This window comes from Streptomyces sp. NPDC002845, from assembly GCF_053591955.1.
The window spans coordinates 45,739-59,571 of the sequence record NZ_JBSFUU010000049.1 but is presented as its reverse complement, the minus strand read 5'-3'; the positions used below and the strand labels follow the sequence as shown (position 1 = coordinate 59,571).

9 protein-coding genes are annotated in these 13,833 nt (G+C 67.6%); 6 read left to right on the top strand and 3 right to left on the bottom strand.

The features are described 5' to 3' along the window. Positions 1–59 precede the first annotated feature (59 nt). The gene (locus ACWD3C_RS30535; RefSeq protein ID WP_451149397.1) at positions 60–1,091 is read left to right on the top strand and encodes an alanine racemase; all 1,032 of its coding nucleotides are present in this window, start codon (positions 60–62) and stop codon (positions 1,089–1,091) included. Positions 1,092–1,179: 88 nt separating this feature from the next. On the opposite strand, the gene ACWD3C_RS30530 is transcribed toward ACWD3C_RS30535, so the two are convergent. Both ACWD3C_RS30530 and ACWD3C_RS30525 read right to left on the bottom strand, forming a co-directional pair. Further along, the gene (locus ACWD3C_RS30530; RefSeq protein WP_451149396.1) at positions 1,180–2,679 is read right to left on the bottom strand and encodes a glycosyltransferase family 87 protein; all 1,500 of its coding nucleotides are present in this window, start codon (positions 2,677–2,679) and stop codon (positions 1,180–1,182) included. 129 nt (positions 2,680–2,808) lie between these two features. Continuing rightward, positions 2,809–5,451, bottom strand: a complete 2,643-nt coding sequence (locus tag ACWD3C_RS30525) for a transglycosylase domain-containing protein (RefSeq protein WP_451149395.1) — start codon at positions 5,449–5,451, stop codon at positions 2,809–2,811. A gap of 373 nt (positions 5,452–5,824) precedes the next feature. Here ACWD3C_RS30525 and ACWD3C_RS30520 point away from each other — a divergent pair, with 373 nt between their 5' ends. The 4 genes from ACWD3C_RS30520 (at position 5,825) to ACWD3C_RS30505 (ending at position 9,580) form a co-directional block, all read left to right on the top strand. After that, positions 5,825–6,508 carry a helix-turn-helix transcriptional regulator gene (locus ACWD3C_RS30520; RefSeq protein ID WP_451149394.1) on the top strand — a complete coding sequence of 228 codons (684 nt, stop codon included), beginning with the start codon at positions 5,825–5,827 and terminating at the stop codon, positions 6,506–6,508. A gap of 43 nt (positions 6,509–6,551) precedes the next feature. Further along, positions 6,552–7,634, top strand: coding sequence for an inositol-3-phosphate synthase (locus ACWD3C_RS30515; protein ID WP_451149393.1), 1,083 nt, complete (start codon positions 6,552–6,554; stop codon positions 7,632–7,634). A gap of 108 nt (positions 7,635–7,742) precedes the next feature. Then, on the top strand, positions 7,743–9,005 hold the full coding sequence (locus ACWD3C_RS30510; RefSeq protein WP_451149392.1) for an MFS transporter: 1,263 nt from the start codon (positions 7,743–7,745) through the stop codon (positions 9,003–9,005). Positions 9,006–9,124: 119 nt separating this feature from the next. Beyond that, entirely contained in the window at positions 9,125–9,580 is a 456-nt protein-coding gene (locus ACWD3C_RS30505) for an LppU/SCO3897 family protein (protein WP_451149391.1), read from the top strand. A 120-nt stretch (positions 9,581–9,700) separates the two neighbouring features. On the opposite strand, the gene ACWD3C_RS30500 is transcribed toward ACWD3C_RS30505, so the two are convergent. Then, positions 9,701–11,143 carry a CCA tRNA nucleotidyltransferase gene (locus ACWD3C_RS30500; RefSeq protein ID WP_451149390.1) on the bottom strand — a complete coding sequence of 481 codons (1,443 nt, stop codon included), beginning with the start codon at positions 11,141–11,143 and terminating at the stop codon, positions 9,701–9,703. A gap of 223 nt (positions 11,144–11,366) precedes the next feature. Between ACWD3C_RS30500 and ACWD3C_RS30495 the strand changes: the two genes are divergently transcribed. Then, positions 11,367–13,787 (top strand): DUF6049 family protein, encoded by a 2,421-nt coding sequence (locus ACWD3C_RS30495; RefSeq protein ID WP_451149389.1) that lies wholly within the window; start codon positions 11,367–11,369, stop codon positions 13,785–13,787. The last annotated feature ends 46 nt before the right edge of the window (positions 13,788–13,833 follow it).

The following is a 13,833-nucleotide window of genomic DNA, read 5'->3' as shown; positions in this document are numbered from 1 at the left end:
ACAATTTCGCTTCATACCTCTGATACACCGCAGCCACAAGAAAGGTTCCGGGACCGGCCATGGCGCTCACGCTCTACGTCGACACCGCGCGCTGGCGAGCACACCACAAGCATGTGCAGGAGCAGTTCCCGGGGCTCGTCCCCGTCTGCAAGGGCAATGGCTACGGCTTCGGGCACGAACGGCTGGCGGAGGAGGCCACGCGCCTCGGCTCCGACATCCTCGCCGTCGGCACGACGTACGAGGCAGCCCGGATCAAGGACTGGTTCGGCGGCGACCTGCTGGTGCTGACGCCCTACAGGCGCGGTGAGGAGCCCGTGCCGCTGCCCGACCGGGTCATCCGCTCCGTGTCGTCGGTCGACGGCGTGTACGGCCTCGTGGGCGCTCGTGTCGTCATCGAGGTCATGTCCTCGATGAAGCGGCACGGCGTGAGCGAGCAGGACCTGCCCCAGCTCCACCAGGCCATAGAGAACGTGCGGCTGGAGGGCTTCGCCATCCACCTGCCGCTGGACCGCACCGACGGCTCGGACGCCGTCGAGGAGGTCATCGGCTGGATGGACCGCCTGCGCGCGGCCCGTCTGCCGCTGCACACCATGTTCGTCAGCCACCTCAAGGCCGAGGAACTCGTCCGCCTCCAGCAGCAGTTCCCGCAGACCCGCTTCCGTGCCCGCATCGGCACGCGGCTGTGGTTGGGGGACCACGAGGCCACGGAGTACCGCGGTGCTGTCCTGGACGTCACCCGTGTCTCCAAGGGCGACCGCTTCGGCTACCGGCAGCAGAAGGCGGCCTCGGACGGCTTCCTGGTGGTCGTGGCGGGCGGCACGTCGCACGGGGTGGGCCTGGAGGCCCCGAAGGCGATGCACGGCGTCATGCCGCGCGCCAAGGGCGTCGCCCGCGCGGGCCTCGCCACGGTCAACCGGAACCTTTCGCCTTTCGTCTGGGACGGCAAGCAGCGCTGGTTCGCAGAACCGCCGCACATGCAGGTGTCGATCCTCTTCGTGCCCGCGGAGGCCCCGGAGCCGAAGGTCGGCGAGGAGCTGGTGGCCCACCTGCGGCACACCACCACACAGTTCGACCGGATCGTGGACCGCTGACCGTTCACCGGCAGCCAGGACAGCGGAAAGGCCGTACACGGAGGACCCGTGTACGGCCTTTCACGTGCCGCTCTCGCACCGTGTTCGCTCAGGGCGAACCGTCGGCCGACCCCCGGCTACCCCACTCCACGTGCGGCCCGTCGAACGGGACCATATGCCTCGGGGGATGGGCCGCCGGGCCGAGCACAAAGGCATCCTCCGCGCCGTCCAGCACACCGCCCGAGGGATCGTCGTCACCCGCCCGGCGTACTACGTCCCGCTCCGGCAGGTAGATGTCCCGTACGACCACCGCACACAGGTAGAGCGTTCCCAACAGGTGGACCATGATGGCCAGTTGGTATCCCTCGGTGGGCAGACCCTTGTGGGCGTCCCCGCTGGTCGTGTACGCGAGGTACATCCAGATCCCCAGGAAATACGCGACCTCGCACGCCTGCCAGATCAGGAAGTCCCGCCACCGCGGCCGGGCCAGCGCGGCGAGAGGGACCAGCCAGAGCACGTACTGCGGCGAGTAGACCTTGTTGGTGAGGATGAAGACCGCGACGATCAGGAAGGCCAGCTGGGCGAAGCGCGGCCGGCGCGGAGCGGTGAACGTCACGGCGGCGATGCCCGCGCAGGCGATCAGCATCATGATCATCGCGTAGAGATTGGCCGTCTCAGGGGTGATCTGGATGTTCATACGCTGTGCGATGACCAGGTAGATCGAGCCGAAGTCGACTCCGCGTTCGCGGCTGAAGCGGTAGAACTTCGCCCATCCTTCCGGGGCCAGGAACATCACCGGAAGGTTCACGACGAGCCAGGCGCCTACGGCGGCCAGCAGTGTGGTCCCGAACTCCCGCCACTTGCCCGCCCGCCAGCACAGCACGAGGAGCGGGCCGAGCACCAGGAAGGGGTAGAACTTGGCGGCCGTGGCGAGCCCGATCAGCACGCCGGACGCGAAGGGACGCTGTTGCGACCACATCAGCATGCCGGCCGCCAGGAGAGCCACGGCGAGCAGGTCCCAGTTGATGGTGGCCGTCAGCGCGAAGGCGGGTGCGAGGGCGACCAGGAGACCGTCCCAGGGGCGCCGGCGGTGGATGCGCGCGCAGCAGACGGCGATGACCGCCGCGCACACCATCAGCATCCCGGCGTTGACCATCCAGTACCACTGCTCCTGGTGCTGGATGCTGCCACTGCCGGGGGTGAGCCAGGACGCGACCTCCATGAACACACCGGTCAGCACCGGGTATTCGAGGTACTCCATGTCGCTGGGCAGCTTGTCGAAGTACGGGACCAGCCCGTCGGCGAAGCCGCGGCCCTGGTAGAGGTGCGGGATGTCCGAGTAGCAGGCGTGTGTGTACTGCGAGCTGGCCCCGAAGAACCAGCCTCCGTCATAACAGGGCAGCTTCTGCACCATGCCGAGGGCGAACATGCCGATCGCCACGAGCGCGACGACCCGCACGGGCGTCCACCAGGACGTCCCGAGCAGTGCGCGCCGCCCGATGGGGCCGCCGATCAGCTCACTGCCGGTCGCTGCGACCTCGTCCTCCTTGGTCGGCCGTACCGGCTCCGACTCGTCCACGCTCACTCGTGTCGTCTCTGCACTGGGCATGCCGCACATCCTGCCGTACGTGCCCAGGAACACGCTGAGGGCCGCCGCACCTGGTGGGGTGCGGCGGCCCTCGTTTCACGTGAAACACGTCACGGGGGGTGTTTCACGTGAAACACCCTCTGGGGGCGACTATCCCGTCGGTCCCGCGAAGATGCCTCCGTTCTGGTTGCCTCTCGTCGCATCTTCCGACTCCGTCGGCGTGCTGGTCACGTCCTCTTCCGGGGCGCTGGTCTCCGTTTCGACCGGGTCCGTACCCGTGTCCTCACAGTTGGGGTTGAACGGGTTGTTGCAGATCTCGGTCTCCGAGGGCGAGGGCTCGACCTTCGTCTCGCTCGGCGTCGGGCTCGGCTCGATGCTCTCTTCCGGAGACTCGGAAGGCGTCGGGGTCGGGGTCGGGGTCGGGTCCGGCTCGTCGTTGATCACCTCACCGATGGGCTTGGGCTCCGGGAACTTCTCCGCCGGCTGCCCCTTGAGCGCCTCTTCCATGTAGGCGTGCCAGATCCTGGACGGGAACGAGGCACCGTGGATCGTCTCCTCGCCACCTGTGCCGTACATCTCCAGGAACTCGCGGTTCTTGTTGTTCTCGTCGTCGTCCATGCGGTACATACCGATCGCGGTCGACAACTGCGGCGTGTACCCGACGAACCAGGCCGACTTGTTGCCGTCGGTGGTACCGGTCTTGCCGGCCACCTCACGGCCCTCCAGCTGAGCGTTGGTACCGGTGCCCTCTTCGACCACGGTCTTCAGTACGTCGGTGACATTGTCGGCGACGTCGTCGGTGAAGGCCTGCGTGGTCTCCGCGATCTCATCATGCTGGAAGACGGTGCCGTCCTGGTTCGTGACTTCCTTGACCGAGTAGATGTCGTGCCTCTCGCCGCTGGACGCGAAGGTGGCGTACGACCCTGCCAGGCGAATCGCGCTGGGGTCGGAGGTACCGATCGAGAACGTCGGGAAACTGGTGCCCGCCAGGCTGCTCTCGAGGATGCCCGCGTCCAGGGCGGATTCCTTGACCTTGTCCAGGCCGACGTCCATGCCGAGCTGAACGAAGGCGGAGTTCGCCGAGACCCTCATCGCCTCACGGAGGTCGATCATGTAGTCCGGCGCGGTACCGATGGACTCATCCCCGTCGTTCGCCTGCAGCCACTCCTTGCCCTTCCCGTTCTTCCAGACGTCGCCGTTGTACTCCTTGATCTTCAGCTTGTTCTTGCCGCTGTACAGGCTGTCCGGCGACACGATGGTGCGTTCGTCCTGCGCCTGGGTCTCGTCCCCCTCGGGATCGCGCACACCCCACTTCATGGCGGCCGCCAGCACGAACGGCTTGAACGTCGAACCCACCTGGGCACCGGTCTGGTCGGCGTTGTTGGTGAAGTGCTTGGTCGCGTCCACACCGCCGTAGATGGCCCTGATCGCACCACTGGCCGGGTCCACCGAAGCCCCGCCGAACTCGACGTGGGTGTCCGTCTCCGGGCGCTTCTCGGGGTCGATCTTCTCGTCGCGGACCTGCGTCACGGCCTTCTCGAGCTGACCGACCATCTTCTTGTCGAAGGTGGTGTGGATCTCGTAGCCGCCCAGTTGCAGTTGGTCCGCGGTGATCTCGGTGTTGTTGATGATGTACGCCTTGGCGAGATCGACGAGATAGCCGATCTGGCCGCTCAGCTGGGTGTTCGACCGCGGGCTCTGGATCTTGGGGAAGTCCGGGTACTTGTCCCGCTCCGCCTGCGTGAGGTGCCCGTCCTTGACCATCTCGTCGAAGATCCAGCCCCAGCGCTCCGTGGCCCGCTCGCGGTTGGCCTGAGGAGTGGCAGCGGGGTCGATCGACTCGGCGCCCGCCGGGTCGAAGTACGTGGCGCCCTTGAGCACCGTTGCCAGGAAGGCGCACTGGCTCGCGTTCAGTTTCTCGGCGTCCTTGTTGAAGTACGCGCGGGCGGCCGCCTGGATGCCGTAGGCGCCACGGCCGTAGTAGGCGGTGTTCAGGTACCCCTCCATGACCTTCTCCTTGGGCACCTTGGCGCCCACCTTTATGGAGATGAAGAGTTCCTGGAACTTCCGGGAGAGGGTCTGCGACTGATCGTTCAGCATCGCGTTCTTCACGTACTGCTGGGTGATGGTCGAGCCACCCTGCGTCTGGCCGCCCTTGGCCATGTTGACCAGGGCGCGGGCGATGCCCATGGGGTCGATGCCGTTGTCGTCCTCGAACGACTTGTTCTCGGCCGAAATGACCGCGTACCGCATCTCTCTGGGGATCTTGGAGTACGCGATGATCTGGCGGTTGATCTCACCACCGGTGGCGACCATCGTGGTGCCGTCGTCCCAGTAGTAGACGTTGTTCTGCGCTGTGGCCGCCTTGGCCGGGTCAGGTACACCCACGAGTGCGTAACCGATCCCCGCGACCGCCACCAGGCTGCCGACAAAGCCGATGAACAGCCCCGTCACGAGCCGCCACGACGGCACCCAGCGCGCGGCGCCGTACTTGCCCGCGCGCGGGTAGTCGATGAACCTCTTCCGGGAGGGCGGTGCCGCGCGGCCTCTGCCACGGCCCGCGGGGTCGGCAGCTCTGCGCCGACCGCCTCCACTTGCTCGCTGCGCCGCCCGCCGGGCCTCGGCGCGGCCACCGTACGGGCGTTCCTCACCTCCCGAGTCATAAGAGCCGGAAGGAGACCCGGTGGCGCCTCGCGGTGCCGCACGGCGGCCGAAGGACGCCGACTGGCCGCGTCGGGCCGCGGCACGTCCGCCTCCCTGCGGCTGCGGCGGTTTGCGACGGTGCTCGCTCATCGAACGACTACTCCTCGGGCAGGCGCACCCTTGCGCGCCTGGAAACGGCGGCTGGTTTCCGGTCCCCCCGAAGTACGGATGTGACCGTGCTCGCATTCACCCGTACTGCACCGAGGAGGACGACGTGCTCAGACGTCACTCGGTTCCCGGTGGTGTGCATGCCGCACAGACTACGCACTGTCAAAACCCACCGAGCACCGAACTTCACCCCAAATCAGGCAACTTGCTTCCTACGAATCGGTGATGTGATCCCGTTCACCGCACCCCCTCTTGTCGCGCCGGGAGAGGCGTTCTATCGTCTTGATGTATCGAGTCGATACATCAGCACGGCATAAGGGCGTATCGGCAAGGCTGCGGCAGAGAGGAGGCGACGATGAGCCGGCGTTCCGGGATCCTCGAGTTCGCCGTACTCGGTCTGCTCCGCGAATCTCCCATGCACGGCTATGAGCTGCGCAAACGACTCAACACATCACTGGGTGTGTTCCGAGCGTTCAGCTACGGGACGCTCTACCCCTGCCTCAAGACGCTGGTCGCCAACGGCTGGTTGATCGAGGAGTCGGGGGGCACCCAGGACGACGCTCCGGCCGCCCCGCTCACGGGACGCCGCGCCAAGATCGTCTATCGGTTGACGGCGGAAGGTAAGGAGCACTTCGAGGACCTGCTCTCGCAGACCGGGCCCGACGCGTACGAGGACGAGCACTTCGCCGCTCGCTTCGCCTTCTTCGGGCAGACCTCTCGGGATGTGCGCATGCGCGTCCTCGAGGGCCGCCGCAGCCGGCTGGAGGAGCGCCTGGAGAAGATGCGCGCTTCTCTGGCCCGCACCCGGGAGCGCCTCGACGACTACACCCTTGAGCTCCAGCGCCACGGGATGGAGTCCGTGGAGCGCGAAGTGCGCTGGCTGAACGAGCTCATCGAGAGCGAGCGGGCCGGGCGGGACCTCAAGGGTCCCGGCTCCGGGGGGTCCGCTTCGCAGGACACCACATCTGGAGCGTCGGGCGGCCTGCCCCGGTCCGGGGACGAGCCCCGGCCGGATACGCCCGACGACACCGCCACGTGAGGTCCGCTCAGGGCCTCACTCGTACACACAGGGAGCAACCGGAATGGGTTCGGTTCGCGTAGCCATCGTCGGCGTGGGCAACTGCGCCGCGTCGCTGGTGCAGGGCGTCGAGTACTACAAGGACGCCGACCCGGCGTCCAAGGTGCCGGGCCTGATGCACGTCAAGTTCGGCGACTACCACGTCAGTGACGTCGAGTTCGTCGCCGCCTTCGATGTCGACGCGAAGAAGGTCGGCCTCGACCTCGCGGACGCCATCGGCGCCAGCGAGAACAACACCATCAAGATCTGCGACGTGCCCACCACGGGCGTGACCGTCCAGCGCGGCCACACCCTCGACGGCCTCGGCAAGTACTACCGCCAGACCATCGAGGAGTCCACCGAGGAGCCGGTCGACATCGTCCAGGTCCTCAAGGACAAACAGGTCGACGTCCTCGTCTGCTACCTGCCGGTGGGTTCCGAGGACGCGGCGAAGTTCTACGCCCAGTGCGCCATCGACGCCAAGGCCGCCTTCGTCAACGCCCTTCCGGTCTTCATCGCCGGCACCAAGGAATGGGCCGACAAGTTCACCGAGGCGGGCGTCCCGATCGTCGGCGACGACATCAAGTCCCAGGTCGGCGCCACCATCACGCACCGCGTCATGGCGAAGCTGTTCGAGGACCGGGGCGTCGTCCTGGACCGCACGATGCAGCTGAACGTCGGCGGCAACATGGACTTCAAGAACATGCTCGAGCGCGAGCGCCTGGAGTCCAAGAAGATCTCCAAGACGCAGGCCGTCACCTCCCAGATCCCCGACCGGGACCTCGGCGAGAGCAACGTGCACATCGGGCCGTCCGACTGGGTCGCCTGGCTCGACGACCGCAAGTGGGCGTACGTCCGCCTCGAGGGCCGCGCCTTCGGTGACGTCCCGCTGAACCTGGAGTACAAGCTCGAGGTCTGGGACTCCCCGAACTCGGCCGGCGTCATCATCGACGCCCTGCGCGCCGCGAAGATCGCCAAGGACCGCGGCATCGGCGGCCCGATCCTCTCCGCGTCGAGCTACTTCATGAAGTCCCCGCCGGTCCAGTACTTCGACGACCAGGCCCGCGAGAACGTCGAGAAGTTCATCAAGGGAGAGGCCGAGCGCTAGCAGCGCACCATGCTGCGCGCCGAGGCTCGCTGAAAACGCTCCTGCCAGGGCTGCTGAGGGTCCCCGGGCGTACGCCCGGGGACCCTCCCGTATGTGAGGCTGTGCCCCATGGCCGTCGTCCGTGACCTGCGCGTCCTCCTGCGCTTCCAGGGCTTCAGACGCCTGCTCGCCGTACGCCTGCTCTCCCAGGGCGCCGACGGCGTCTACCAGGTCGCGCTCGCCACTCACGTCGTCTTCTCCCCGGAGAAGCAGACCTCGGCCGCCGCGATCGCCTCTGCGATGGCGGTGCTGCTGCTCCCGTACTCCCTCGTGGGCCCTTTCTCCGGCGTCCTGCTGGACCGCTGGCGCCGCCGCCAGGTTCTCCTGTACGGCAGCCTGCTGCGCGCTGTGCTGGCCTCCGCGACGGCCGTGCTGATGGTCAGCCACGTCCCGGACTGGCTCTTCTACGTCTCCGCCCTGTGCGTCACCGCCGTCAACCGCTTCGTCCTGTCCGGCCTGTCCGCCGCACTCCCGCGTGTGGTCGACGACGAGCGGCTCGTGATGGCCAACTCTCTTTCCCCCACCGCCGGAACGCTCGCCGCGACCGCGGGTGGCGGTCTCGCCTTCGTCGTACGGCTGGTGGTCTCGGACTCCGACGCCGCCGTGGTGCTCCTGGGTGCCGCCCTGTACCTGTGCGCGGGGCTGGCGTCGCTGCGCATGACGCGGGAACTGCTCGGTCCCGCCCGTGAGTTGGTACAGCCACGGCTCGGGAAGGCCTTGTCCGGCACCGTACGCGACCTGGCGGCAGGTGTACGGCATCTCGCCGCACCGCCCCGCCGGGAGGCCGCCTGGGCACTCTTCGCGATGACGTTGATGCGCTTCTGCTACGGCGCCCTGCTGGTCATGGTTCTGATGCTGTGCAGGTACGCCTTCTCCTCGAACGCCAACGACGGACTGGCCCTGCTGGGACTGGCGTTGGGCGTCTCCGGCGCCGGCTTCTTCGCGGCGGCCGTGGTGACGCCCTGGTCGGCGGGACAGCTCGGCCCCGGCCGCTGGATCGTCGTGTGCGCGGCGGCCGCGGCGGTCCTGGAACCGGCGCTCGGCCTTCCGTTCGCCACCGCCCCCATGCTGGTCGCGGCGTTCGTCCTGGGCCTGACCACGCAGGGCGCGAAGATCGCGACGGACACCATCGTGCAGTCCTCCGTCGACGACGGCTTCCGTGGCCGGATCTTCTCCGTTTACGACGTCCTGTTCAACGTCGCCTTCGTCGGCGCCGCCGGAGTGGCCGCCCTGATGCTGCCTCCTGACGGTCGCTCAGTCCATTTGGTGGTCACTGTGGCCATGATCTACGGAGTGATTGCTGCGGCTATGGCCCGCTTTGAGCGGCAGTAAGTGTCACATCAACGCCACAGAGCCCCCTGAAGTTCAGAGTTGTCTGTGAGTACCGATAGCTTACGGGCGTCTTATTTCGCGCCAAGCGCGCCTACTTCCTTCCAAGGGGGACCCTCAAAGTGACCACGCCGCCGCCCCAGGGCCAGAACCCGTTCGCTCCGCAGCCGGCCCAGCCGGGGGTGCCCCAGCAGCAGCCGTACCCGCCCCAGCAGGACACGACGTTCCAGGGGGCTCCGGTCCCGCCACCCGCACCGAAGAAGCGCTTCAGCAAGAAGCTGCTGCGCCTCGGAGCCGTCATCGTCGTCGCGATAGCCATCGCCGGGGGCAAGTGGTATCTGAATCAGACCGACGCCGAGACCGCGTCCGTGGGCAGTTGCATGCACAACGAGGGCACCATGAGCGAGCCTGACCTGAAGACGGTCGACTGCTCCTCGGGAGACTCCGAGTACGAGGTCGTCGAGAAGTTCGACGACACCAGCGACCGCAGCAAGTGCGAAACCGTCGCGGACGCCGAGATCGCCTACTACCAGATCGGTGACAACCACGACGTGGTGCTCTGCCTCAAGGAAGTGTGAGCAAGTCTCGCCCACCGCACGAGGGGGCGATGTTTCACGTGAAACATCGCCCCCTCGGCGTATGCGGAACCAGATCGCCGGGGTCATGTTTCACGTGAAACATGACCCCGTTTCGCGACCTCAGTCCTGCTCGGCCCACCACTCCTTGAGCGCCGCCACCGCCGCGTCGTGCTCCATGGGCCCGTTCTCCAGCCGTAGCTCCAGCAGGAACTTGTACGCCTGGCCGATGACCGGGCCGGGGCCGACGCCCAGGATCTCCATGATCTGGTTGCCGTCGAGGTCCGGACGGATGGCGTCCAGCTCCTCCTGCTCCTGGAGCTGCGCGATGCGCTCCTCCAGGCCGTCGTACGCCCGTGAGAGGGCCGCCGCCTTGCGCTTGTTCCGCGTGGTGCTGTCGGAGCGGGTCAGCTTGTGCAGACGGTCGAGGAGCGGGCCCGCGTCGCGCACATAGCGCCGGACCGCGGAGTCCGTCCACTCCCCGGTGCCGTACCCGTGGAAGCGCAGATGGAGTTCGACCAGCCGCGAGACGTCCTTCACGAGCTCGTTGGAGTACTTGAGCGCCGTCATCCGCTTCTTGGTCATCTTGGCGCCCACCACCTCGTGGTGGTGGAAGGAGACCCGCCCATCCTTCTCGAAACGACGCGTGCGCGGCTTGCCGATGTCGTGCAGCAGCGCGGCCAGCCGCAGGGTCAGGTCGGGGCGGTTGTCCTCCAGCGCCATCGCCTGCTCCAGCACGATCAGCGTGTGGTCGTAGACGTCCTTGTGCCGGTGGTGCTCGTCCCGCTCCAGACGGAGCGCCGGCAGCTCGGGCAGCACCCGGTCGGCCAGCCCGGTGTCGACCAGGAGCGTCAGACCCTTGCGCGGCTGCGGAGACAGGATCAGCTTGTTCAGCTCGTCCCGCACCCGCTCCGCCGAGACGATCTCGATGCGCCCGGCCATCCCGGTCATCGCCGCCACGACCTCCGGGGCCACCTCGAAGTCGAGCTGCGCGGCGAAACGCGCGGCCCGCATCATCCGCAGCGGGTCGTCGGAGAAGGACTCCTCAGGCGTACCGGGCGTGCGCAGTACGCGCTCCGCGAGGTCCTCCAGACCTCCATGCGGATCGATGAACTCCTTCTCCGGGAGCGCCACGGCCATCGCGTTCACCGTGAAGTCCCGGCGCACGAGGTCTTCCTCGATGGAGTCGCCGTACGACACCTCGGGCTTGCGCGAGGTCCGGTCGTACGCCTCGGAGCGGTACGTCGTCACCTCGATCTGGTAGCCGTCCTTCTGGGCCCCTACGGTCCCGAAGGCGATACCGACCTCCCAGAGGGCGTCCGCCCAGGGCCGCACGATCTTCACTACGTCCTCGGGGCGGGCGTCGGTGGTGAAGTCCAGGTCGTTGCCGAGCCGCCCCAGGAGTGCGTCCCGGACCGAGCCGCCGACCAGGGCGAGCGAGAACCCGGCCTCCTGGAAGCGGCGGGCGAGGTCGTCGGCGACAGGGGAGACTCGCAGCAGTTCACTCACCGCGCGGTGCTGCACCTGACTGAGGGCACTGAGGTTGTCTTCGTTGGCGTTCGGCACAACAGAAAAGGGTACGTGGCCCGGGCGGCCGCGAGCGCCTCCATTAAACGTGCACAGACGCCGTCCAGGAGCTGTCCCCTTAATACGTGCACGAATGGGACAGCTCGGCCCTGTCCCTCGATCTTGTGGAACAGACCGCGGCACTTCCTCTCGGCGCGCATCGTTACCATGCGTGGACGCACATTCCGACGACCACTGACGACGACGAGGGACGGGCGAGCGCGTGGCCGAGGCGGCAGACAACCAGGGGATGAGTCCCTCACCTGCCCGCCGGTGGCTCCGGCGCACCGGAGCACTGCTCGCCGGGGCACCCCTGCTGGCCGGCCTGCTCCAGCTGCCCGCCTCGGACGCGACCGCCGCCGGTCGGGCTTCCTTGGCCGCGGCCACCGGGTCGAACACGGTCGGCGTCTCCCTGAACGCGCTTACGCCCAGCGTCCCCGCGGACGGCGACACGCTCACCGTCTCCGGCACGGTCAGGAACAACGGCAAGCAGACGGTCACCGACGCCCATGTGGGACTGCGTGTGGGTGGCACCATGACCGGCCGTGCGGCGATCGACGATGCCGCCAAGCGCACCGACTTCAGCGAGTACGCCGACGGGGCAGAGGTCGGCGGAAAGTACGTCGAGAAGTTCTCCAAGCTCGTCCCCGGCGTCGCCCAGAACTTCAGCATCTCGGTGCCTGTCGATGAACTGGACCTCGGCTCCGACGGCGTCTACCAGCTCGGCGTCTCACTCTCCGGCCAGACCGCCGCCGTGCCGTACGAGCAGGTGCTCGGCATTCAGCGGACGTTCCTGCCCTGGCAGCCGGACGAGGCGGAGACGAAGACGAGGACGACCTACCTCTGGCCACTGATCTCCACGGTCCACCTGACGGCGGAGACGGGCCCGGGTGAGCAGCAGCCGCCCGTCTTCGACAACGACGACCTGGCCAAGGAGATCTCCCCGGGCGGCCGGCTGGACCACATGCTGAAGCTGGGAAAGAACCTCGACGTCACCTGGGTGATCGACCCGGATCTACTGGCCTCCGTCGACGCGATGACGCGCAGCTACGAGGTCAAGGTCGACGGCGACACCACGGCCGGTACGGGCCAGACGGTCGCCAAGGAGTGGCTCGCCGAACTGGAGAAGGCCGTCGAGGACAAGGAGGTCGTCGCCCTCCCCTTCGCCGATCCCGATCTCGCCTCGCTCGCGCACAACGGCAGGAACGTCACCGGTTCCCTCAGCCATCTCAAGGACGCGACCGACGTGGCCGCCGACACCGTCGAGACCGTGCTCCACGTGGAACCGAACACGGATTTCGCCTGGCCCGTGAACGGTGCCGTCGACCCGTCGATCGTCAAGGTCGCCACGTCCGCGGGCGCCGACACGGTGATCGCCCGCAACGACAGCCTGAAGGAGACCGGCGGCCTGCCGTACACGCCGAGCGCGGCCCGCCCCATCGGCGGCGGCATCACGGCCGTCGTGTCGGACGCGCGCCTTTCGACGGCGTTTCAGGGCGACATGACGAAGGCCGAGAACTCCACGCTGGCCGTGCAGAGGTTCCTCGCCCAGAGCCTGATGCTCGACCTCCAGGTGAACAAGCAGCGCACCGTCGTGATCGCCCCGCAACGCATGCCGTCCACGAGTCAGGCCCAGACGATGGCACAGGCACTGACGGCTCTCCAGGGCGGGACCTGGTCGCAGTCTCAGGACCTGTCCGATGCCGCCGCGGCGAAGCCGGACCCGGGCGCGACCACCAAGATCCCCTCGGCGTCGGCGTATCCCTCGTCGCCGCGCAAGCGGGAGCTGCCGACGTCTGCCTTCAAGGAGATCCAGAACACGCGGACCGGGCTCGACCGCTTCAGGGTGATCCTCACCAACCAGTCCCGCGTGGTCACGCCCTTCGGGCGGGCCATGAACCGCGAGATGTCCACCTCCTGGCGCGGCCGCGCCATCGAGGCGGAGACCTACCGCACGAGCGTGCAGGAGTACCTCGACACGCTCACCAGCCAGGTCCGGCTGATCGAGAAGTCGGAGATGAAGCTCTCGGGACGCAGCGCCACGATCCCCGTGACGGTGCAGAACAACCTCGTACAGGGCGTCGACCACTTGGTGCTGCGGCTCACTTCGGAGCAGCCGACGCGCCTGGAGATCGACGGCGAGAACTACGCGGAGCAGACCATCCAGGTCTCGGGCGGGCACAGCGAGTCGGTGAAGTTCACCACCGACGCCAACGCCAACGGCGAGGTCGCGGTGACCGCCCAGCTCTACACGCTGGACGGGCAGACCTACGGTGACGCCATGACGTTCGAAGTGAACGTCACCGAGATCACAGCCACGGTGATGCTGGTCATCGCCGGCGGCGTCCTGCTGCTCGTGCTCGCCGGGTTCCGGATGTACACGCAGCGCAAGCGCGCCGCCGCCCGGCGGGCGGAGGAGGACGTCTCACCGGACCAGGACCGGGCCGAGGAAGAAGAGCAGGGCCAGGCGGCGAACGCCGCGGACGTTCCCGCCGTACACCCTTCTGAAGCCGCACACGCTTCTGAAAGGGTGTCCCGCGCGGAGTCCGGGGCAGAGGAGCCGGAGCACCCGAGTGACCCGACACCGGACACCGCACCGGAAAGCGCCGACCCGTCCGACACGGGTGAGAGAGTGGACCGTTGAGCGACTGTCGTGGCCGGTCGGCCCGGGGACGATGAGGTGGGGTAAC

Excerpts from the sequence above, each read along its gene's own strand:
- ACWD3C_RS30535 (WP_451149397.1), top strand. The coding sequence starts at position 60 with ATGGCGCTCACGCTCTACGTCGACACCGCGCGCTGGCGAGCACACCAC.
- ACWD3C_RS30530 (WP_451149396.1), bottom strand. The coding sequence starts at position 2,679 with ATGCCCAGTGCAGAGACGACACGAGTGAGCGTGGACGAGTCGGAGCCG.
- ACWD3C_RS30525 (WP_451149395.1), bottom strand. The coding sequence starts at position 5,451 with ATGAGCGAGCACCGTCGCAAACCGCCGCAGCCGCAGGGAGGCGGACGT.
- ACWD3C_RS30520 (WP_451149394.1), top strand. The coding sequence starts at position 5,825 with ATGAGCCGGCGTTCCGGGATCCTCGAGTTCGCCGTACTCGGTCTGCTC.
- ACWD3C_RS30515 (WP_451149393.1), top strand. The coding sequence starts at position 6,552 with ATGGGTTCGGTTCGCGTAGCCATCGTCGGCGTGGGCAACTGCGCCGCG.
- ACWD3C_RS30510 (WP_451149392.1), top strand. The coding sequence starts at position 7,743 with ATGGCCGTCGTCCGTGACCTGCGCGTCCTCCTGCGCTTCCAGGGCTTC.